Source organism: Pseudomonas sp. BS3782 TE3695, assembly GCF_050435305.1.
In the GTDB taxonomy this organism is placed as follows: domain Bacteria; phylum Pseudomonadota; class Gammaproteobacteria; order Pseudomonadales; family Pseudomonadaceae; genus Aquipseudomonas.
In genome coordinates, this window is sequence record NZ_JBNDKB010000001.1 from 2,641,494 (window position 1) to 2,661,990 (window position 20,497).

Sequence of the window (20,497 nt, forward strand, 5' to 3'; positions counted from 1 at the left end):
GAGGGCAATACGATGAAAGGTCACAACGAGCATGTAACGGAACAAAAATTCTCAATCCACGCGGTATCCGATCTGCTGCACAAGTTTAGTCGCTGGTACGAACTTCACCGTGAACGTGAAATGTTGGCGGGTTTGAGCGACGAAGCACTGAAGGATATCGGCGTGAGCCGTGCGGATGTGGAGCATGAGGCGGTAAGACCGTTCTGGGATGATCCGATGCATAAATGATGATGCCGTCGCTACACAAACCACTTTCGGGTGAGGTAGGTTGCGAGCAGACAAGGAGATGCTCATGCCCGCCACACTGTCTTTTTCCCTCAAACAGGCTCGGCGTCTGGCGCTGGCTGCCCAAGGGTTCAACGGGCGTCAGCCGCCGGCGGCGATCAAACCGGTTCAGCTCAACCGGCTGATCGAGCGCCTGGGCATTCTGCAGATCGATTCGGTCAATGCGTTGGTGCGTTCGCACTACCTTCCCTTGTTTTCCCGTCTTGGCAATTACTCCTCCGACTTGCTCGATCAGGCTGCCTGGAGTCAGGGCCGTCAACGCACGTTGTTCGAGTACTGGGGCCATGAAGCGTCTTTGTTGCCCTTGTCGATGTACCCCTTGATGCGCTGGCGCATGCAGCGCGCGACCCGCGGCGAAGACATCTATCAGCAACTGGCGCGTTTCGGTCGTGAGCAGCAAGAAACGATTCGCCGCGTGTTGGCGTCGGTTCAGAAGCTTGGTGCGCTGGGTGCGGGCAGTTTGTCGACCCGTCAGGAGCGGGCAGGGCCGTGGTGGGACTGGAGTGCGGAAAAGCATGCGCTGGAATGGTTGTTCGCTGCCGGTGAAGTGACCGTGGCTGGCCGGCGCGGGTTCGAACGGCTTTATGATTTGCCGGAGCGGGTGATTCCTTCGGCGATTCTTCAGCAGCCTTTACTTGGCGAGGCCGAGGCTCAGCGCGGCCTGTTACTGCACGCCGCCACGGCTTTGGGTGTCGGCACAGAAAAGGACTTGCGGGATTATTTTCGCCTGAGCCCGGCAGACAGCCGGCCGCGGCTGGCGGAGCTGGTCGAGGCGGGTGATCTGCGGGTCTGTGAAGTTGAAGGCTGGCGGCAACCGGCCTATTGCCTGGCAGAGCCGAAAGTACCGCGCAAGGTCGAGGCCAGTGCGCTGCTTTCACCGTTCGATTCGCTGATCTGGGAGCGCAGTCGTACCGAGCGATTGTTCGATTTCCGTTATCGGCTGGAGATTTACACGCCGCAGCACAAGCGCGTCTATGGCTATTACGTATTGCCGTTTTTGCACGATGAGCGGGTTGCTGCGCGGGTCGACTTGCGTGCCGAACGGGCGTTGGGCCGGTTGGCGGTGCATGCCGTGCATGAGGAAGAGCCGGGGCTGGATGAGAAAGGGATGGTGGCGTTGGCGGTCAATCTGCGTCAGATGGCGGACTGGTTGGGGCTAGCGCAGATTCAATTGAATTGCTCACGGGCGAGTGCGGTGCGGTTGCGGGTGGCATTGGCACAATTCAGTGTTGTTTGAGCTGGCGCCTTCGCAAGCAAGCCCGCTCCCACATTTGGAATGCGGTAACTGTGGGAGCGGGCTTGCTCGCGAAGGCGGTGTATCAGGCAATCAAAGAATTATTGACTCACCGCCGAACCTGCTTCAGGGTTTCAGCAATCAAGAACGCCAATTCCAGCGACTGATCGGCATTCATCCGCGGGTCGCAGTGGGTGTGGTAACGATCCGACAACCCATCCTCGGTAATCGGCCGCGCGCCGCCAATGCATTCGGTGACGTTCTGCCCGGTCATTTCGATGTGGATGCCGCCGGCATAACTGCCTTCCGCCTCGTGAACCTGGAAGAACTGTTTCACCTCGCCAAGGATCTGCGCGAAGTCGCGGGTCTTGTAGCCGCTGCTGGCCTTGATGGTATTGCCGTGCATCGGGTCGGAACTCCAAAGCACCTGCTTGCCCTCGCGCTGCACGGCGCGGATCAGCTGCGGCAGGTGATCGCCGACCTTGTTCGCGCCCATCCGCGCAATCAGGTTCAAGCGACCCGGGTCGTTGTCCGGGTTGAGCACATCGATCAGGCGAATCAGGTCTTCTGGGTTCATGCTCGGGCCGACTTTTACGCCGATCGGGTTGTGCACCCCGCGCAGGAATTCGACATGGGCACCGTCCAATTGACGGGTACGGTCGCCGATCCACAGCATGTGGGCCGAGCAATCGTAGTAGTCGTTGGTCAGGCTGTCGCGACGCACGAAGGCTTCTTCGTAGTTCAGCAGCAGCGCTTCGTGGGCGGTGAAGAAACTGGTTTCGCGCAGTTGTGGCGAGCTGTCCATGCCGCAGGCGCGCATGAAGGCCAGGGTTTCATCAATGCGGTCGGCCAGATGGCTGTATTTCTCGGCCAGCGCCGAGTTGGCGATGAAGTCCAGGTTCCACCTGTGCACCTGATGCAGGTCGGCAAAGCCACCCTGGGCAAAGGCACGCAGCAGGTTCAGGGTCGCGGTGGACTGGTGGTAAGACTGCAGCAGGCGATCCGGGTCCGGTACACGGCTTTTTTCGTCGAAACCGATGCCGTTGACGATGTCGCCGCGGTAAGCCGGCAGCGTCACGCCGTTGATGGTTTCATCGTTGGCTGAACGGGGTTTGGCGAACTGGCCGGCCATGCGTCCGACCTTGACCACCGGGCAACCGGCGGCGAAGGTCATGACGATCGCCATCTGCAGCAACACTTTAAACGTGTCACGAATTTTCGCGGCAGAGAATTCGGCGAAGCTTTCGGCGCAGTCACCGCCCTGCAACAGAAACGCCCGGCCTTGGGTCACTTCGGCAAACTGACGACGCAACTCCCGGGCTTCACCGGCAAACACCAGCGGTGGATAACTCGCCAGGGTTTGCTCGACGTGCAGCAAATGCGCCGCGTCGGGGTATTGAGGTTGTTGCTGGATCGGCAGGGCGCGCCAGCTTTCAGGGCTCCAGTGTTGGCTCATCGCAGTCTCTAATGTTTTACGCTCGGACGGTTATGTTATCAGCAATTAGTGCGTGACCTGTTCCCGTCGCTTCGCGGACAATCGTGCCTTTGCCGCGCCACCCACGCGGTCTTATTACGTTGCCGGATCCCGGTGACGATCAGGAGACGAAATGACTGAGGAGCGCGTCGAGCATCTGCTCGCCGAGGTACAGGATGAGTTCGGCGTGATTCGCGTGCTGGAGGTGGCCGATTACCGTTTCCTGGAGTTCGGTGATGCCATCGAACAGAGCTGTGTGTTCACCGCTGACCCGAGCTGGCTCGAGTACGATTACACCCGGGCGATGCTGATTGGCGCGCTGTGCCACGAGCTGCCAGAAAGCGCGCTGTTCCTCGGGCTCGGCGCTGGCACGCTGACCCAGGCTTGCCTGAAGTTCCTGCCGCTGGAAGACGTCGAAGCCATCGAGCTGCGCCCCGATGTGCCGCGCCTGGCTATCGAATACCTCGGGCTGGATGACGATCCGCGGCTGTACATCCGCGTCGGCGATGCCCTGGAGCTACTCGAAACGGCTGAGCCGGCCGATCTGATTTTCGTCGACCTCTATACCGATGTCGGGCCAGGTGTCGGGCATCTGGCCTGGGGGTTTCTGGAAAACTGTCAGAAACGGTTGAATCCGGGTGGCTGGCTGGTGATCAACCAGTGGGCCACCGACGATGGTCGACCGTTGGGGGCGGCGTTGTTGCGCGGTCTCTATCACCGGCATTACTGGGAGTTGCCGGTGAAGGAGGGCAACGTGATTCTGCTCGTGCCGTCTGAGCTGGATCAAGAACTGGATATGGATGGGCTGATCGCGCGCGCTGAAGGCCTCGCGCCGCGGTTGGGTTATTCGTTGCAGTCGTTGATCAAGGCGATTCGGCCGGCGACGTGAAGCAATGAGGTCACCTGTGGCGAGGGAGCTTGCTCCCGTTGGGCTGCGAAGCGGCCTCAAAAATCTTGGCAGTCAGTGCAGATTTTGTGAGTGCTGCGCACTCAAGCGGGAGCAAGCTCCCTCGCCACAAAAGCCGACGTGTCAGCAGCCTTTGAAAACCCCCGGCCGCTTTTCGATCATCGACCGCACACCCTCTTTGGCATCCTCGCTGTTCAGCAGTTTTTTCACCAGCGCCGGCAAGGCCTGAGCTGCCGCCATTTCACCCTCATAGCGCGCCTGCCGGGCCGACATCAACGTCGCCTGAACCCCCAGCGGTGCCTGTCGGGCAATCCGCTCCGCCAGTTCAATGGCTCGCGGTAACAAGTCCTCGCTGGCCATGACTTCCTGCACCAACCCCAGATGCAAGGCGTCATGAGCATCGAACTCATCGCCAGTCAGCAGCCAGCGCATGGCATTGCCCCAGCCGGCGACCTGATGCAGGCGCAAGGTCGCGCCGCCAAACGGGAAGATTCCGCGCTGCACTTCCTTCTGGGCAAAACGGGTATTGCTGGCGCACAGGTTGATATCGGCGGCCAGCATCAGCTCGATGCCAACGGTCAGGCAGTAGCCTTGCGCCGCGACAATCACCGGTTTGCTGACCCGAGGGCCTGCGAGAACGCCCCATGGGTCGCAGCCACCGGGCGGCGCCTGCCAGCCTTCGGCCAGGGCCGCGCCGGCGCTGACCAGATCGAGCCCGGCAGTGAAATGCTCGCCATGGCCGAACACCACCGCCACCCGCGCCTCGCTGTCGGCCTCGAACTCACCATAGGCCAGGCTGAGTTCGTTGAGCAGGTCGAGGTCGAAGGCATTACGTTTGGCCACCCGATCCAGACCGATCATCAGGACATGACCGTGTCGTTCACGGGTTACACGACTGGGACTGGGCTGATTCATGGGAGATTTCCTCGGGTGGGGAAGGGGTGTCAGACCGAAGGGGCTGCGTCGCTAGAGTGAACCGTTTTAGCGCCATCGTCAGCAGGGCCGGGCCTTTGCAAAATAGACCGTCGCACAATTATCCGCAAAGCCCGTGACACAACGGTATGCGCCGGTTTTTTTCGATAAAAAAAGCTCCCTTTTTGGGCGAATTCCGGTATAGTGCGCGCCGGCCTTTAACCGGGCCGCGTTTAGGTAGCGCAATTCCCCGAAGCCAGCTTCGGCTGCACGTCCGCACAGCGGACTCTTCCTTGACGAATCTTTTTCATTCATTCGTTTTCGCAAATCCCCGCCGACAAAGCAGCCAGGGCGACTCTTGAGTCTTACACGGCATGCGCAGCTTTGGAGCATGGGTCTTTGCGGATGCACTTAGAGGCAGACCCATGACCCAGGAAACCGGCGGCTTCGCCGCTTTTAATCTTAATCCGAATATTCTTGCAGCTGTCATTGCGACCGGCTACGAAGAACCTTCGGCTATTCAGCAGCAATCGATCCCGATCATCATGGCCGGTCACGACATGATTGGTCAGGCGCAAACCGGTACGGGTAAAACCGCCGCGTTCGCCCTGCCGATCCTGCACCGCATCGATCCTGCAAAGCGCGAGCCGCAAGCCCTGATCCTGGCGCCAACCCGTGAGTTGGCGCTGCAAGTAGCAACCGCTTTCGAAACCTACGCCAAGCAAATGCCGGGCGTTACCGTTGTGGCCGTTTACGGCGGCGCGCCTATGGGCCCACAACTGAAAGCAATCCGTAATGGCGCACAGATCGTTGTCGCCACGCCGGGCCGTCTGTGCGACCACCTGCGTCGTGACGAAAAAGTCCTGGCTACCGTGAACCACCTGGTTCTCGACGAAGCCGATGAAATGCTCAAACTGGGTTTCATGGACGACCTCGAAGTTATCTTCAAGGCCCTGCCTGCCACCCGTCAGACCGTACTGTTCTCGGCCACCCTGCCGCAGTCGATCCGTGCCATTGCCGAACGCCATCTGCGCGATCCGCAACACGTGAAGATCCAGACCAAGACTCAGACCGTTACCGCGATCGAACAGGCTCACCTGTTGGTTCACGCTGACCAGAAGACCTCGGCTGTATTGAGCCTGCTGGAAGTGGAAGATTTCGACGCCCTGATCATGTTCGTGCGCACCAAGCAAGCGACCCTGGACCTGGCCAGTGCCCTGGAAGCCAAAGGCTACAAAGCCGCTGCGCTGAACGGTGACATTGCTCAGAACCAGCGTGAGCGCGTGATCGAATCCCTCAAGGATGGCCGTCTGGACATCGTTGTAGCGACCGACGTTGCCGCTCGTGGCCTGGACGTTCCGCGCATCACTCACGTGTTCAACGTTGATATGCCGTACGATCCTGAGTCCTACGTTCACCGTATCGGCCGTACCGGCCGTGCTGGTCGCGAAGGTCGTGCACTGTTGCTGGTGACTCCTCGTGAGCGCCGCATGCTGCAAGTGATCGAGCGTGTAACCGGTCAGAAGGTTGCCGAAGTTCGTCTGCCGGACGCCCAGGCCGTTCTCGATGCCCGCATCAAGAAACTGACCAACAGCCTGTCGCCGCTGGTCGCTGATGCCGAATCGACTCACGGTGATCTGCTGGATCGCCTGACCGCCGACATCGGTTGCACCCCGCGTGCACTGGCCGCTGCTCTGCTGCGCAAGGCAACCAACGCTCAGGCGTTGACCCTGGCCGCCATCGAGAAAGAACGTCCACTGGTGCCGAACAACGCACCGCGTGGCGATCGTCCAGAGCGTACCGGTGATCGTCCGGACCGTGGTGATCGTGAGCGTCGTGCTCCGGTTCCATTGGCTGAAGGTCGTGCTCGTTGCCGTACCGCGCTGGGTGCGCGTGATGGTATCGCCGCCAAGAACCTGCTGGGCGCCATCCTGAATGAAGGTGGTCTGGCACGTGAAGCCATCGGTCGCATCCAGGTGCGTGACAGCTTCAGCCTCGTCGAGCTGCCGGAAGATGGTCTGGAGAAACTCCTGACCAAGCTGAAGGACACTCGCGTTGCCGGCAAGCAGTTGAAGCTGCGTCGCTATCGCGAAGATTGATCCGCTTTCGAGCTGATTGATCGCCCATAAAAAATCCCCGACTGGTTCGGGGATTTTTTTGCCTGGAAAAAGATCGCAGCCTCGTTTCACTCGACAGCTCCTACAGGAATCTCGTCGAACGCGGTCGATGTAGGAGCTGCCGAAGGCTGCGATCTTTTGATCCTGACGTTATCCGAAGCGATAAATATCCATCCCCAACGCCCCCATGGTAAACCCCTGATACGCAACGCTGAACTCACCCCCAGCCGCGCGGGCAAAGTACAGCGGCAGCAAATGCTCGTCACTCGGATGGTTACGCACAGCATTCGGCGCTTGCTGACGATAGTCGTGCAACGCGGCTTCGTCGTTCGCTTCGAGTTTCTCGATCATCCAGTCGCGAAATGCCTTGGCCCAGGGTTCGACGCTTTCCGGGCCGGCGTGCCAGTCCAGTTCGCGCAGGTTGTGGGTGATGCTGCCGGAGCCGATCAACAGCACACCGTGCTCGCGCAGGCTGGCCAAAGCATGGCCGACGCGGGTTTGCAGGGCCGGGCCGCCGCGGGTGGGGAGCGAAACCTGCACCACCGGAATATCAGCCTGCGGATACATCAACGACAGGGGCACCCAAACGCCATGGTCGAGCGGTCGCTGGGCGTCGATGCGCGCCGACAGGCCATTGGCCTTCAGCAACTCGACCACCTCCGCCGCCAGTTGCGGATTGCCGGGAGCCGGGTATTGCACGTCGAACAAGGCTTGAGGAAAGCCACCGAAATCGTGCCAGGTTTCAGGCTGGGGGTTGCCGCTCACCAACAGTTCGCTGCTTTCCCAGTGCGCGGAAACGATCACGATGGCTTCAGGTTTCGGCAATGCGGCGGCCAGGCGCGCGAGGGCCGGCCCGCTGGCGCCCGGTTCCAGGGCTAGCATCGGGGAGCCATGAGAGATATACAGGCTGGGGAACATGAATGAGCTCCTGGGAGTAAGATGTCACCATCTTCAGTCAGATCATTGATCTAAATCTAATATAAGTTTTAGGGTCTTTTGATCGAATTTTTCGGGGTTAATTATGCAGCCGGAGTTTTGGCACAAACGATGGGCGTCGAATCAGATCGGCTTTCATCTGCCGGAAGTGAATCCTCATCTGCAACGGTTCTGGCCAGCGTTGGGCCTGGAAGAGGGCGCTCGTGTGCTGGTGCCGCTGTGTGGGAAAAGTCTGGATCTGTTGTGGCTGGCGCACAAAGGTCATGAGGTCTTGGGAATTGAGCTGTCGGAAAAGGCCGTGGAGGATTTCTTCGCTGAGCATCAATTTGACCCGGACATCAGTGAACAGGGGCCTTTCAAGGTCTACCGTGCCGGTTCAATTGAATTGTGGTGTGGTGATTTCTTTGAGTTGACGGCGGGCGATGTGGCCGACTGCAGCGGGCTGTACGATCGCGCGGCGTTGATCGCCTTGCCGCCAGAGATGCGTGCGCAATACGCGGCTCATTTGATTCGCATTCTGCCGAAGGATTCTCTGGGGCTGTTGATTACCCTGGATTACGATCAGAAGCAGATGGACGGGCCGCCGTTTGCGGTGCTGGATGATGAAGTGCAGCGGTTGTTCGGCGATGTGTGGGCGCTGAAGATTCTGGAAGACCAGGATGTCCTGGGTGAGAGCTGGAAGTTTCTTGAGGCAGGCGTCACGCGGCTTGAAGAGCGGGTGTATCGGGTTTCCAGCCATTAAGGTGTGTTGAGCTTGCAGGCCTCTTCGCGAGCAAGCCCGCTCCCACAGTGGACCGCGTCCATTCAGATCACGCGGTCCACTGTGGGAGCGGGCTTGCCCGCGAAGAGGCCCTGAAGAGCACCGCACTAATCAAACAAACAAAAAAAGGCCCGCATTCACTGCGGGCCTTTTCTTTTGGTGCTGAGCCTGTCAGCCCCGACGACGCAATGCGTCGATGCGCTCTTCCAGCGGCGGGTGGCTCATGAACATACGGGCGAACCCTTGTTTGAGCCCACCGTTGATGCCAAAGGCAGTCAGGGTGTCCGGCATGTGCACCGGCAGACCTTGTTCTGCACGCAGACGCTGCAAGGCACCAATCATTGCGCTGGTACCCGCCAGGCGTGCACCGGCATCATCGGCCCGGAATTCGCGTTTACGCGAGAACCACATGACGATGGCGCTGGCCAGAATACCCAGAACCAGTTCGGCGAAGATGGTCGCGACGTAGTAGGCGATACCTTGGCCTTCTTCGTTCTTGAAGATCACCTTGTCGACAAAGTTACCGATGATCCGGGCGAAGAACATCACGAAGGTGTTCACCACGCCCTGGATCAACGCCAGGGTGACCATATCGCCATTGGCCACGTGGCCGATTTCGTGGGCCAGGACCGCTTTCACTTCATCCGGCGAGAAACGCTCGAGCAAGCCCTGGCTGACCGCGACCAGTGCATCGTTCTTGTTCCAGCCGGTGGCAAAGGCGTTGGCTTCATAAGCCGGGAAAATCCCGACCTCGGGCATCTTGATCCCGGCTTCACGGGACAATTGCTCGACGGTTTGCAGCAGCCATTGCTCGTGCCGGGTGCGCGGCTGGCTGATGATCTGGGTGCTGGTGCTCATTTTCGCCATCCACTTGGAGATGAACAGCGAGAACAGGGAACCGGCGAAACCAAAGACCGCACAGAAAATCAGCAGCTGATTGAGGTTCAGATCAACCCCATTGGCCGCCATGAACCCGTTGAAGCCGAAAAGGCTCAGGGTGATGCTGGCAATCAGCACGACCGCCAGGTTAGTGGCCAAAAACAGCAAAATGCGCATCATGGTTGTAGAAATCTCCTCGTGCTAAATATGTAGCGTACTGCGGGGTATATAAGGTGCCGCACCGGGCTATTCAACCGAGTGACTATTTCAAACTGTGTCCTACAGCAACAGTCTAGCTGCTTGAAGGGTATTTCCGACGTCGACATGGGAAACGGTTGTCAGCCAATTAGCGTCGCAGGGCCCCGCCGTTGTTAGGCGCGGGCATGAAACGTGTCGTCCGTCAGCGCTTGAAACGACGATGCAGGGCAGGATGCAAAGATATGTTGCTGAATTAATCACCGTGCGACGTTAACTGGCGTCGCACAGTGACAGGCCACTTACTGGCGATAGGATTTGAGGAAGTTGCCGATCCGGCCGATCGCCTGATCCAGGTCGTCGAGCCGTGGCAAGGTGACCACGCGAAAATGATCCGGCCATGGCCAGTTGAAGGCCGTGCCTTGTACCACCAGCAGCTTTTCGGAGAGCAGCAGGTCGAGCACGAATTTCTCGTCGTTGTGGATCGGGCAGACTTTCGGGTCGATCCGCGGGAATGCATACAGCGCGCCCATCGGCTTGACGCAGCTTACGCCCGGAATGTCGTTCAGCAGTTCCCAGGTACGATTGCGTTGTTCCAGCAGACGCCCTTGTGGCAGCACCAGATCGTTGATGCTTTGATAGCCGCCCAGTGCGGTCTGGATGGCGTGCTGGCTCGGCACGTTGGCACACAGGCGCATGTTGGCCAGCATGTCGATGCCTTCGATGTAGCTCTGGGCGTGATGTTTCGGACCGGAAATGGCGATCCAGCCGGAGCGGAAACCGGCTACACGATAGGACTTGGACAGACCGTTGAAGGTCAGGCACAGCAAGTCCGGCGCCAGTGAGGCAGTGCAGATATGCACGGCGTCGTCGTACAGGATCTTGTCGTAGATCTCGTCGGAGAACACCACCAGATTGTGCTGACGGGCCAGTTCCAGCATGCCCAGCAATACTTCTTTGGAATACACCGCGCCGGTCGGGTTGTTCGGGTTGATGATCACCAGCGCCTTGGTGTTCGGGGTGATCTTGGCCTTGATGTCGGCCAGGTCCGGCCACCAGTTGGCCTGCTCGTCGCACAGGTAATGCACCGGGTTGCCACCCGCGAGGCTGACTGCGGCAGTCCACAGCGGATAGTCGGGAGCCGGCACCAGCACTTCGTCGCCATTGTTGAGCAGGGCCTGCATCGACATCACGATCAGCTCGGAAACGCCGTTGCCCAGGTAGATGTCTTCGATGCCGACGCCTTCCACCTGTTTTTGCTGGTAGTACTGCATCACGGCCTTGCGCGCACTGAACAGGCCCTTGGAGTCGCTGTAGCCCTGGGCGGTCGGCAGGTTGCGGATCACGTCCTGAAGGATTTCATCCGGCGCTTCGAAACCAAAGGGCGCCGGGTTGCCGATGTTCAGCTTGAGGATGCGATGGCCTTCCTCTTCCAGGCGTTTGGCGTGCTTGAGCACTGGGCCGCGAATGTCGTAACAGACGTTGGCGAGCTTGTTCGATTTGCTGACCTGCATGGCGATGTGTTCCCGAAAATGAACGATCCAGGCGGCGTATGAACGACCGTACTGGGAATCCTGCGTAATTCACACAGGCCTGACGCCTTGAGTGGCGGCACTCATAATCCGTTTGAATGCACGTGGTCTGGCTGCCAGACTGGCGTTTGACGAGGCGCAATCATACGTGCCGCCCGATCCGTGGAAAAGGTACAGATCGGGCTTTTTCAGTTGCTGAGGTGTGATCATGGAAAAGTTGGAAAAAACCCTGGAAGAATGGCGTGAAATGCTCGATCCGGAGCAATACAACGTTTGCCGTCTCAAGGGCACCGAGCGGCCGTTCTCCGGTCAGTACAACGACAGCAAGGTCGACGGTGTTTACCACTGCATCTGCTGCAATGCGCCGCTGTTCGACTCCAAAACGAAATTCGATTCCGGCTGCGGCTGGCCGAGCTTCTACGCGCCGATCGGCGACAGCGCCATGGTCGAGATCCGTGATGTCAGCCATGGCATGATTCGCACTGAAGTGGTTTGCGCCAAATGCGATGCGCACCTTGGGCATGTATTCCCGGACGGTCCACCGCCTACCGGCCTGCGTTATTGCATCAACTCAGTGTGCCTGGACCTCGTTCCCCGCGAATAATCTGCGCTGATCTTGCAAATGTAATGTGCAGATGTAGGAGCTGCCGAAGGCTGCGATCTTTTGATCTTGTTTTTCTTGAGATCGCTGAAGATCAAAAGATCGCAGCCTTCGGCAGCTCCTACAGTGGGGGTTGTGCGCCAGGCATCTATTGATTTATTAAATTGCACACAATTCAATTGCTCGCTATCTTCGGTCTTTGTTCTTCCACTCGGAGTTCGTGCCATGAGCGACAACCTGCTGAGCATCCCGTGCACCACCATCAAGGGCGAGCAAAAGACCCTGGCCGATTTCGCCGGCAAAGCAGTGCTGGTGGTCAACACCGCGAGTAAATGCGGGTTCACCCCGCAATACAAAGGTCTCGAAGAGTTGTGGCAGACCTACAAGGATCAAGGCCTGGTGGTGCTCGGTTTTCCGTGCAATCAGTTCGGCAAGCAAGAGCCGGGCAACGAGGGGGCGATTTCCGAGTTCTGCGAGTTGAACTATGGGGTGAGCTTCCCGCTGTTCAAGAAGATCGAAGTCAATGGAGCCGGCGCCCATCCACTGTTCGTTCAACTGAAAAAACGCGCACCGGGCGTGCTGGGATCCCAGGGCATCAAATGGAACTTCACCAAGTTCCTGATCGGCAAGGATGGCAAGTTGGTCAAGCGCTTTGCTCCGGCAACCAAGCCGCAAGACCTGAGCCGCGAGATCGAAGCCCTGCTCAAATGAACACGTTGTCAGTTGATTCGCTGAAGCTCGACAGTCAGCTCTGCTTCAAACTGTACGCCGCATCGCGGGCGGTGATCCGTGCCTACAAGCCGATGCTCGATCAGTTGGGCCTGACTTACCCGCAATACCTGGCGATGCTGGTGTTGTGGGAATGGCAGGAGACGGCGCCAGAGCAGCCGACGGTCAAGGCCCTGGGTGAGCGTCTGGCGCTGGATTCCGGAACCTTGACGCCGCTGCTCAAGCGCCTTGAGCAACTGCAACTGGTGCAGCGTCAGCGTTCGGCGCGCGATGAGCGTGAGGTGCACTTGAGCCTGTCGCCCGCCGGCAAGGCTTTGCGCCATCAGGTCGGGCCGCTCAAGGCCCGGCTGTTGTGCGATAGCGGTGTCGATCTGGATCGCCTGAATGATCTGCGCGATGGCCTCGATCACCTGCTGGGGCAAATCAAAGCGCTGTCGTAGTGGGTATCCACAAGTCGAGCAAGGCAGCCAGTTCTTCCCTGCGAAAAGGTTTGGCCAGGTAGTCACTCATGCCCGCCGCACGGCAGCGTTCGCGTTCTTCGGACATGGCGTTGGCGGTCAGGGCGACGATGGGCAGTTGTGGCCAGCGCCCGCTGCGACGAATCTGCCGACTGGCTTCATAGCCATCCATCACTGGCATGTTGCAGTCCATGAGCACCAGATCGAATTCGCTCTGCTCAAGCTGATCCAGCGCTTCGCCGCCGTGGGCCGCGACGCTCACCTCGCAACCGAGTTTTCCGAGCATGCCTTTGGCCACCAGTTGATTGACCGGGTTGTCCTCCACCAGCAGGATGCGTCCGCGTCGCTGGGGTGAGAGGGCTTCGATCCGCGCCCCGTTGATGGTGGTGAGTTCCGGCTGCAGGATCCGCCGCAATGTCTGGTAAAGCGCATTGCGCGCCAGAGGTCGCGCCTGTTGTTGCAAGGGCGCGAGGGCATTGACTTGGTCGCTGGGCAGGAAACTGCCATAGGCGGTCACCAGCAGAATCGGCGCGGTGAAGGTAGGGCGCAGGCCAAACAGGCATTCGGGGCAGTCGGTGATCAGCACATCCGGCTTCAGCCCGATCAAACGGTCATCGATGGAGCGCTGCTGATAGTCGAGCCCCCAACTGGGCAGCAGACTGTTCAGCAATTCCGCCAGACCGCTGCTGGCGGCGGTGATCGCAACGATGTTGCCCCGCAGTGCGGCCGGGGAAATGGCCCGGGTATGGCAGGGCAGGGGCAGGTCGGCGCAGAACTGGCTGCCGAAGCCCGCTTCCGAGCTGATCGTCAGGCGCCCTCGCATGGCTTCGCAGAGGCTATAAGTCAGCGCCAGACCCAACCCGGTGCCGCCGAATTGCCGGGTAATGCCGGCACCAGCCTGGGTAAACGGCTGGAATATTTTCACTTGCGCATCCTGAGCGATGCCGATGCCAGTGTCGCAGACTTCGATTCGCACACCGTCTTCGAACGTTGAAAGACGCACATCGACCCGTCCGAAACGGGTGAATTTGAGAGCGTTGGACAACAAGTTGCTGACGATCTGCCGCACCCGGGTCGGATCACCGAGCACCAGAGCGGGAAATTGCGGGTCGATCAGGCATGCCAGCTCGACACTGGGCGCGGCGTTCTGGGACAGCAGGTTGGCGGTGTCTTCGATTAGCGAACCAAGGTCGAACGGAATGTGTTCGAGTTCGAGCTGGCCGGCATCGAACTTCGACAGGTCGAGAATATCGTTGAGCAGTTCCACCAGCACTTTGCCCGAGTCATGGGCGATGGACAGCTGTTGCTGCTGCTCGGCATTGAGCGGGCCGTCCAGCGAGAGCGCGATCATCCCCAGCAGACCGTTGAGGGGCGTGCGGATTTCATGACTCATGTTGGCCAGGAACACCGAACGCGCTTCGGCCATGTCCAGGGCCATGCTGCGGGCGACCTCCAGTTCCTCGTTCGATTGGCTGAGGCGGGTGTTGATCGCCTTGAGTTCCGCGGTGCGGGCCGAGACGATGTTTTCCAGTTGCGAGAGATAGTCGGTCAGGCGGTTTTCAGCGTTGCGCCGTTGCTGGATTTCGGTGGCGATGTTTTCAAACTGCTGATTGGCGACCTTGACCAAGACCCCGATTTCATCGTTTTCATGCCCCGTCGGACACTCCAGCAACGTCGGTTCCGCGCTGCGCGGATCACGGCCACTGAGTTCGCGGATAACCCGCACCAGCGGTTTGGTCAACATCACATAAAAAAGCGCCAGCAGAATGCCTGTGAGAATCAGGCTGCGCGCGAAGCCGTTGAGCAGGGTCACTTCGGCCCGGCGCAGGAAACGACTGCCGAAGGTGTAGGTATCGACTTCCAGTTGCAAGGTGCCGAGGGATTCGTCCGGCAAGTGGTCGAGGTAAAGGCGATCTGAGAACTGCCGGTTGGCGCCGAACAGGAAGTCGCTGATCATCCGGTCATTGTTTTCCAGGCCCGGACGTTTGACGCTGGCCAGCACGGTATTGTTGTTGTCGGTCAATTGCGCGCCGATGATTGCCGGCGAGCGCAACAGACCCAGGGCCAGTTCCTGAGCGAGTTCGGCATCGATGTTGTAGGCGATGCGAGATGCGGGGTTATGGCTGATTTCCAGCAAGGACAGTATTTCGCGGTTGATGGAGGCATCTTCGCTGGCATAATCGATGCCTATTTGCAGCAGGCTGAGCAGCGTGCCCAGAATGAAACCAGCCAGCACCGTAAGCCTGGCTTGTTTGTACGACAGCCGGTGGCTGAACTTGATATCCATGGAATGTTGAACCACTTCCGTTTCCCTTCGCTGCTCAAGCATAGTCGATCATCAATGGATACCGATGTTCTGGCAAAACACTTGTAGGGGTATAGACGCTGTGTTTCGTCGCTGTATCGCCATCATTACCTTGAACGTGCCCGAGGAGAAGACGTGGATTCCCGATTGAATGCTTTTCTTGAACGCGCCGATGCCGTTCTGGCCCGCATCGAGCCGCTGCTTCCTGCGCCTCGGCAAACCATCGACTGGACGCACTGCCTGGCCGCACGCTGGCAACGCGAAGGGCGCAACGGTTTTCTGTTGCCGCTGCAAGTCAGCCTGGACACGCGTTTGTCCGATTTGATTGGCGTTGACCGGCAACTGGAGCAACTGGGCCGCAACACCCGCCAGTTCCTCGACGGCATGCCGGCCAACCATGCTTTGCTCTGGGGCTCGCGTGGCACCGGTAAATCGTCGCTGGTGCGTGCCTTGCTGTCGGAACACGCCAAAAGTGGCTTGCGGCTGATCGAGATCGAACGCGATCACCTGGCGGACTTGCCGCGTGTGGTCGAGCAGATCGCCAAGTTGCCTCAGCGCTTTGTGCTGTTCTGCGATGACCTGTCGTTCGAGTCGGGCGAGGGCGATTACCGCGTGCTCAAGAGCGTGCTCGATGGTTCGCTCGAACAGGCACCGGACAACGTTCTGCTGTACGCCACCTCCAACCGTCGCCATCTGGTGCCGGAAAAGGAAAGCGATAACGAAAACTGGAAAAGGGTCGATGGCGAACTCCATCCCAATGAGGCGGTGGAAGACAAGATCGCGCTGTCGGACCGTTTTGGTCTGTGGCTGTCGTTCTATCCGTTTACCCAGGAGCATTTCCTCAATGTCGTCGAACACTGGATCGGCCAATTGGCCGGCAAGGCCGGGCTTGAGTGGCAGCGTGACGAAGCGCTGGATATCCTCGCCGTGCGCTGGGCAACGGGCCGGGGCAATCGCAACGGACGTTGCGCGTATCAATTTGCCCGTTATTGGGTCGGGCTGAAGCTGTTGGAGCACAAGGCATGATCGATTTACAAAAGAGCGGCCAGGGCCTGGAAGGCTACGGCATGCTGTGGGCACAGCTGGAATCACTGCTGGCAGACGAGCGTGATTTTATCGCCAACGCCGCACAATTTTCGGCGTTTCTGTTCAACCAGCTCGATGACTTGAACTGGGCCGGTTTCTACCTTAATCGCAATGAAGAACTGGTGCTTGGCCCGTTTCAGGGGCAGATCGCCTGTGTACGGATTTCATTCGGTCGCGGTGTGTGCGGGGCGGCGGCGGCCACCTTGCAGACCCAGCGGGTCGAAGATGTACATGCATTCCCCGGGCACATCGCGTGCGACAGTGCCTCGAACAGTGAGCTGGTGGTGCCGCTGGTCAAGGACGGTCGACTGATCGGTGTGCTGGACCTCGACAGCCCGAGACTCGCACGTTTTACCGCTGAAGATCAGACCGGTATCGAGCGACTGGCGGCGATTTTCCTGCGTCTGACCGACTGCTGATCAGGCCATCAAGCCGGCCAGTCAATGCTCCTTCATTGTGCTTTTGTCATGGGGTGCCATCTGTTGCTGCAATGATTGCTCCAGTTCGAACATGGCGCGCGCCATGGCTTTGCAGCAATCGGCCACTTCATCGTCGTGGAAACTGTTGCTGCAGGCCTGTTCGAGCGCCTCGCAACTGTCGATCAGTCGGCAGGCCTGGACGATTCGGGCCGCGCCCTTGATTTTGTGCGCAATGTCGAGGAGTGATTGCCGGTCCTTTGACTCGGATAGCGTCAGCAGCGCTTTGCGGTCCAGGCGATTGCTGTTCAGCAGTTCGGTCAATAATCGCTGGTTCAGTGTCGGGTTGCCACCGGTCAACAGGTGCAGCCCCTCCACACTGAAGGCCGGCGCGCGGATCGTCGGCGTGATGCCTTCGACCCATTGGCTCAAGGCCGTCAGGCTGAGGGGTTTGAACAGGCAATCGTCCATTCCGGCCAGTTTGCAGCGTTGTCTCTCCTCCGGCTGAGCGTTGGCGGTAAAACCCAGAACGGTACAGGGAGAGCGTTTGAACTGCTGTTCATGTTGGCGAATGGCCCGGACCAGCTCATATCCATTCATGATCGGCATGTTGCAATCGGCAATCACCAGATCGAATGGCTGATTCTTCCAGGCCTCGAACCCCGCCTCGCCATCCGCTGCGACATTGAACCGATGCCCCAGAAACTCCAGTTGCTGACACATGAGCAAGCGATTGGCCGGATGATCATCGACCACCAGTACGCTCAAGGGGGAAGTGCTTGGTTGGATCTGCGGCTCGACAGATGCCGGTATCCGTTCCCTCGGCAAGGTGGCCAGGTTCAGCGAAATGCGGACCTGTGTGCCGACTCCCGGCCTACTATTCAATTGCAGGCTGCCGCCCATCATTTCACACAGATTGCGACTGATCACCAGGCCCAGCCCCGCACCGCCTCTGGCTGACTGGCCGGCATTATCGGCCTGGACGAAAGGCTCGAACAGGCGCTGTTGATCCTGTTCGCTAATCCCTGCGCCACTGTCTTCCACCAATAACTGCAACTGAACCCGGTCGGGCTCGTCGCTCGGCTGCAACTCGACGTTGATCCTGACCTGGCCCTGTTGCGTGAACTTGATGGCATTGCTGATCAGATTGGAGAGCACCTGTTTAAAGCGCATCGGGTCCAGTACGACATCGATTGCCGATTTGGCAGGGCTGAACTGCAGTTGAAGTCCGAGATTTTTCTGCCGGGCCAGCCCGTCGAAAATCCGCACCACCGAGGCTACGGTTTCAGCCAGATCGACACGCTCCGGGCTCAGGCTCAGACGCCCGGATTCGATACGCGCAATATCGAGAATGTCCCCGATCAGCTCCAGCAGGTCTTTTGCCGAGTGGTATGCGACGTCGATGGCGGGGCGATCCGGATGACGGTGATCGATACGTTTGAGCGTCAGTTCGAGCATGCCGATGATTGCATTCATGGGCGTGCGGATCTCATGACTCATGGTCGCCAGAAAGGTGCTTTTAGCTCGGTTGGCGGCATCGGCTTGTTCTTTCGCTGCCCGCAGTTCATCGAACAGTTGCCGGCGTTCGCTGATGTCGATCCAGCCGCCAATGACGCCCTGCACGTCACCGCTCGAGTCGCGATAAGGAAGAATCCAGTGATAGATCGTCAGCTTGCGGCCTTCGATGTGCAACGAACGGTCGAGAATCAGCGGCGTTCCTTCGGCCATGACGCGCTGGTAGTCCGCCTGATATTCCCGTGCTTCGAAGATGTTGCCCTGGGTGCCCTGTATGACACCTTTACCGATGATGTCTTCGCGTTTCGCGCAAAACGTTTCCAGGTAACTGTCGTTGCAGCTTTGCAGCAATCCTTGGCGATCACGCACGTAAATGGGATGAGGCGTGCCATTGACCAGCGATCGCATGAACTCCAGTTGATCGTTCAATGCACGCTCGGCCGCCTGCCGCTGTTTGATCTGGCGCCTCATATAGGCGTTCCAGGCAACGGATATCAGCAGCAACACGCCGGCGCCTATAACGATCTGGTAGAACACGCGATGATAGTTGCGCCAGGTACTTTGCGAGGCTGCTGAATAGCCGCGCCAGCGGTTGTTGATGATGCCCAGCTCTTCGGGGGCGATGCTCAGCAGTGCCTTGTTGAGGATGGCATTCAGTTCCTTGGCGTCGCGCCCGGTCGCCAGGGAAAACGCTGCCTGTCGGGTACCGATGGTGGTGCTGATTTGAAGCGTCTGTTCGAAGATCCGCGATGAGATGAAGTAGTTGGCGATCACCAGTGAGTTCACCGCACCTTCTGCCTGGCCCTCGGCGAGCAACTCAACGGCACTGAACGTGTCCGGGGTTTCAACCAGGTTGATCCGCGGAAACTCGCTGCGCAGGTAATCCAACAGCGGGTTGCCTTGGGCGATGGCCAGGCGTTTGTCCTGCAATTGCGTGAGGTTTGTCGGGCTGTCGGCCGCTTTGCGCGTCAGCAGCACAAAGGAGTTTTCCAGATAGGGACGACTGAAGCTCAACGTCGTTTCACGCTGGACGCTGGGGAGCAGGGCGGCGATCAGGTCGGCCTGATGATTGGCGATCTGCTCGATCATCTCGTCATCGCTTCGGCTGCGCTGGATGTCGAAACGCAAACCGGTGCGTAATCGGATCAGCTCGAGCAGATCAGCCGTGACGCCCCGAAAGTTGCCGTCGCTGTCGAAAAACGTCAGCGGTGCAAACGCTTCATTGACCACGACGCGCACGACTGGATGTTGTGCCAGCCAGCGCTCTTCACGGTGGCTGAGTTGCAGCTTGTGATCGGTGAGAAGAATGTCGCTACCGGCACTCCAGCGTTTGGCGATGTTTTCTCGCTCGCTGGTGGGGATAGCCTTGAGTACTGCGTTGACGATTGCGAGCAGATGCGGATTGTCCTTCTGCACGGCAAAGCTGAAACCATGGGCTTCGTGTTTACCGAAGTTGGCCATGCGAATGTTGTTCAAATACCCCTTGTTGATCATGTAGTGGGTTGAAATGGTGTCGCCGAGAAAAACATCGGCCTGGTCGAAGGCAACCGCATTGATTGCATTCTGGTAGGAGGGGTAAGAGGTGATGATTGCCTTCGGATACAGCGCCCTGACTTCGTCCAGAGGCAGATAGTGATACACCATGCTGAGCCGCATGCCGGCAAGTCCATCGGTCAGCGACCTGGTTTCTCCTTCTCGTGTCACCAGTACGGGTTGATCCACCGCATAAGGCGTGGACAGGGCAATGTCGGCATTGTCGGCCTCGAACCCATTGGCGGTGCCAAGCATGTCGACCTGGCCTTTTTCCAGGGCCTCGATCGCGGCCCCTCGGGATGCGAAGCGCTGAACCTTGACCGGCAACCCTGTGGCCTTGCCGAGGATGCCTGCGTAATCGGCGGTGAAACCTTCATAGTCATGGCCGCTGAGGGTCAGGTCGAAAGGAGGATAATCCGGGGCCGATGTACCCAGGATCAATTCATGTTTGTCTTTGATCCATTGTCGTTGTGAGGGATCCAGCTGGACTTCCATGTGTCCGACCGTCGAACGACTGAGCAGGCTGTAGTGTTCGCTGGCTCTCTGAGTCGCGAGTACTGAAGTGCTCAGGCATAAACCCGCGGCCATGAGTATCAAACAATCCTTGAAACGGCTGGGCATCC

General features: G+C 58.9%; 17 protein-coding genes. 10 read left to right on the top strand and 7 right to left on the bottom strand.

Annotation, left to right across the window (positions count from 1 at the left end):
- Positions 1 to 12 precede the first annotated feature (12 nt).
- Both ABH909_RS12200 and ABH909_RS12205 read left to right on the top strand, forming a co-directional pair.
- Positions 13 to 228 carry a DUF1127 domain-containing protein gene (locus ABH909_RS12200; protein WP_038982214.1) on the top strand — a complete coding sequence of 72 codons (216 nt, stop codon included), beginning with the start codon at positions 13 to 15 and terminating at the stop codon, positions 226 to 228.
- Positions 229 to 292: 64 nt separating this feature from the next.
- Positions 293 to 1,522, top strand: a complete 1,230-nt coding sequence (locus tag ABH909_RS12205; protein WP_429433372.1) for a winged helix-turn-helix domain-containing protein — start codon at positions 293 to 295, stop codon at positions 1,520 to 1,522.
- 106 nt (positions 1,523 to 1,628) lie between these two features.
- Here the strand turns inward: ABH909_RS12205 and ABH909_RS12210 are convergent, their stop codons facing one another.
- Positions 1,629 to 2,975, bottom strand: coding sequence for a class II 3-deoxy-7-phosphoheptulonate synthase (locus ABH909_RS12210; RefSeq protein ID WP_429433374.1), 1,347 nt, complete (start codon positions 2,973 to 2,975; stop codon positions 1,629 to 1,631).
- A gap of 151 nt (positions 2,976 to 3,126) precedes the next feature.
- Between ABH909_RS12210 and ABH909_RS12215 the strand changes: the two genes are divergently transcribed.
- Positions 3,127 to 3,882: a spermidine synthase gene (locus tag ABH909_RS12215; protein ID WP_192344085.1), complete on the top strand. Its 756-nt coding sequence runs from the start codon at positions 3,127 to 3,129 to the stop codon at positions 3,880 to 3,882.
- A gap of 141 nt (positions 3,883 to 4,023) precedes the next feature.
- Here the strand turns inward: ABH909_RS12215 and ABH909_RS12220 are convergent, their stop codons facing one another.
- The gene (locus tag ABH909_RS12220) at positions 4,024 to 4,815 is read right to left on the bottom strand and encodes a crotonase/enoyl-CoA hydratase family protein (RefSeq protein WP_427624301.1); all 792 of its coding nucleotides are present in this window, start codon (positions 4,813 to 4,815) and stop codon (positions 4,024 to 4,026) included.
- Between the two features lie 422 nt (positions 4,816 to 5,237).
- Between ABH909_RS12220 and ABH909_RS12225 the strand changes: the two genes are divergently transcribed.
- Entirely contained in the window at positions 5,238 to 6,911 is a 1,674-nt protein-coding gene (locus ABH909_RS12225) for a DEAD/DEAH box helicase (protein ID WP_007943712.1), read from the top strand.
- A gap of 168 nt (positions 6,912 to 7,079) precedes the next feature.
- On the opposite strand, the gene ABH909_RS12230 is transcribed toward ABH909_RS12225, so the two are convergent.
- Positions 7,080 to 7,847, bottom strand: a complete 768-nt coding sequence (locus tag ABH909_RS12230; RefSeq protein WP_429433378.1) for a DODA-type extradiol aromatic ring-opening family dioxygenase — start codon at positions 7,845 to 7,847, stop codon at positions 7,080 to 7,082.
- A 103-nt stretch (positions 7,848 to 7,950) separates the two neighbouring features.
- Between ABH909_RS12230 and ABH909_RS12235 the strand changes: the two genes are divergently transcribed.
- Positions 7,951 to 8,607, top strand: coding sequence for a thiopurine S-methyltransferase (locus ABH909_RS12235; RefSeq protein ID WP_429433380.1), 657 nt, complete (start codon positions 7,951 to 7,953; stop codon positions 8,605 to 8,607).
- Between the two features lie 189 nt (positions 8,608 to 8,796).
- On the opposite strand, the gene htpX is transcribed toward ABH909_RS12235, so the two are convergent.
- Together htpX and ABH909_RS12245 are read right to left on the bottom strand one after the other, a co-directional pair.
- Positions 8,797 to 9,684 (bottom strand): protease HtpX, encoded by an 888-nt coding sequence (gene htpX, locus ABH909_RS12240; protein WP_095634688.1) that lies wholly within the window; start codon positions 9,682 to 9,684, stop codon positions 8,797 to 8,799.
- 317 nt (positions 9,685 to 10,001) lie between these two features.
- The gene (locus tag ABH909_RS12245; protein WP_008009397.1) at positions 10,002 to 11,213 is read right to left on the bottom strand and encodes a pyridoxal phosphate-dependent aminotransferase; all 1,212 of its coding nucleotides are present in this window, start codon (positions 11,211 to 11,213) and stop codon (positions 10,002 to 10,004) included.
- Positions 11,214 to 11,439: 226 nt separating this feature from the next.
- Between ABH909_RS12245 and msrB the strand changes: the two genes are divergently transcribed.
- From msrB to ABH909_RS12260, 3 genes are all read left to right on the top strand, one after another.
- A complete protein-coding gene (gene msrB, locus ABH909_RS12250) occupies positions 11,440 to 11,835 on the top strand; it encodes a peptide-methionine (R)-S-oxide reductase MsrB (RefSeq protein WP_429433383.1) in 396 nt (131 codons plus the stop codon).
- Between the two features lie 222 nt (positions 11,836 to 12,057).
- Positions 12,058 to 12,543: a glutathione peroxidase gene (locus ABH909_RS12255; protein ID WP_008075665.1), complete on the top strand. Its 486-nt coding sequence runs from the start codon at positions 12,058 to 12,060 to the stop codon at positions 12,541 to 12,543.
- Complete coding sequence (locus ABH909_RS12260; RefSeq protein WP_429433385.1) at positions 12,540 to 13,001, top strand: MarR family winged helix-turn-helix transcriptional regulator; 462 nt, start codon at positions 12,540 to 12,542, stop codon at positions 12,999 to 13,001. Before ABH909_RS12255 ends, ABH909_RS12260 begins: the two co-directional genes overlap by 4 nt.
- On the opposite strand, the gene ABH909_RS12265 is transcribed toward ABH909_RS12260, so the two are convergent.
- Positions 12,985 to 15,306 carry a response regulator gene (locus tag ABH909_RS12265; protein WP_429433387.1) on the bottom strand — a complete coding sequence of 774 codons (2,322 nt, stop codon included), beginning with the start codon at positions 15,304 to 15,306 and terminating at the stop codon, positions 12,985 to 12,987. The genes ABH909_RS12260 and ABH909_RS12265 overlap by 17 nt on opposite strands.
- Positions 15,307 to 15,459: 153 nt before the next feature.
- Between ABH909_RS12265 and ABH909_RS12270 the strand changes: the two genes are divergently transcribed.
- Positions 15,460 to 16,350 carry an ATP-binding protein gene (locus ABH909_RS12270; RefSeq protein WP_429433389.1) on the top strand — a complete coding sequence of 297 codons (891 nt, stop codon included), beginning with the start codon at positions 15,460 to 15,462 and terminating at the stop codon, positions 16,348 to 16,350.
- Positions 16,347 to 16,829, top strand: a complete 483-nt coding sequence (locus ABH909_RS12275) for a GAF domain-containing protein (protein WP_429433391.1) — start codon at positions 16,347 to 16,349, stop codon at positions 16,827 to 16,829. Before ABH909_RS12270 ends, ABH909_RS12275 begins: the two co-directional genes overlap by 4 nt.
- A 21-nt stretch (positions 16,830 to 16,850) precedes the next feature.
- Here the strand turns inward: ABH909_RS12275 and ABH909_RS12280 are convergent, their stop codons facing one another.
- Positions 16,851 to 20,495, bottom strand: a complete 3,645-nt coding sequence (locus ABH909_RS12280; RefSeq protein ID WP_429433393.1) for a transporter substrate-binding domain-containing protein — start codon at positions 20,493 to 20,495, stop codon at positions 16,851 to 16,853.
- Positions 20,496 to 20,497 lie beyond the last annotated feature (2 nt).

What these genes read in the sequence shown, in the direction of transcription:
- ABH909_RS12245 (WP_008009397.1), bottom strand. Translation starts at nt 11,213, where the DNA reads ATGCAGGTCAGCAAATCGAACAAGCTCGCCAACGTCTGTTACGACATT.
- ABH909_RS12200 (WP_038982214.1), top strand. Translation starts at nt 13, where the DNA reads ATGAAAGGTCACAACGAGCATGTAACGGAACAAAAATTCTCAATCCAC.
- ABH909_RS12210 (WP_429433374.1), bottom strand. Translation starts at nt 2,975, where the DNA reads ATGAGCCAACACTGGAGCCCTGAAAGCTGGCGCGCCCTGCCGATCCAG.
- ABH909_RS12260 (WP_429433385.1), top strand. Translation starts at nt 12,540, where the DNA reads ATGAACACGTTGTCAGTTGATTCGCTGAAGCTCGACAGTCAGCTCTGC.
- ABH909_RS12280 (WP_429433393.1), bottom strand. Translation starts at nt 20,495, where the DNA reads ATGCCCAGCCGTTTCAAGGATTGTTTGATACTCATGGCCGCGGGTTTA.
- ABH909_RS12220 (WP_427624301.1), bottom strand. Translation starts at nt 4,815, where the DNA reads ATGAATCAGCCCAGTCCCAGTCGTGTAACCCGTGAACGACACGGTCAT.
- ABH909_RS12225 (WP_007943712.1), top strand. Translation starts at nt 5,238, where the DNA reads ATGACCCAGGAAACCGGCGGCTTCGCCGCTTTTAATCTTAATCCGAAT.
- msrB (WP_429433383.1), top strand. Translation starts at nt 11,440, where the DNA reads ATGGAAAAGTTGGAAAAAACCCTGGAAGAATGGCGTGAAATGCTCGAT.
- ABH909_RS12230 (WP_429433378.1), bottom strand. Translation starts at nt 7,847, where the DNA reads ATGTTCCCCAGCCTGTATATCTCTCATGGCTCCCCGATGCTAGCCCTG.
- ABH909_RS12205 (WP_429433372.1), top strand. Translation starts at nt 293, where the DNA reads ATGCCCGCCACACTGTCTTTTTCCCTCAAACAGGCTCGGCGTCTGGCG.
- ABH909_RS12275 (WP_429433391.1), top strand. Translation starts at nt 16,347, where the DNA reads ATGATCGATTTACAAAAGAGCGGCCAGGGCCTGGAAGGCTACGGCATG.
- htpX (WP_095634688.1), bottom strand. Translation starts at nt 9,684, where the DNA reads ATGATGCGCATTTTGCTGTTTTTGGCCACTAACCTGGCGGTCGTGCTG.
- ABH909_RS12215 (WP_192344085.1), top strand. Translation starts at nt 3,127, where the DNA reads ATGACTGAGGAGCGCGTCGAGCATCTGCTCGCCGAGGTACAGGATGAG.
- ABH909_RS12265 (WP_429433387.1), bottom strand. Translation starts at nt 15,306, where the DNA reads ATGGATATCAAGTTCAGCCACCGGCTGTCGTACAAACAAGCCAGGCTT.
- ABH909_RS12235 (WP_429433380.1), top strand. Translation starts at nt 7,951, where the DNA reads ATGCAGCCGGAGTTTTGGCACAAACGATGGGCGTCGAATCAGATCGGC.
- ABH909_RS12255 (WP_008075665.1), top strand. Translation starts at nt 12,058, where the DNA reads ATGAGCGACAACCTGCTGAGCATCCCGTGCACCACCATCAAGGGCGAG.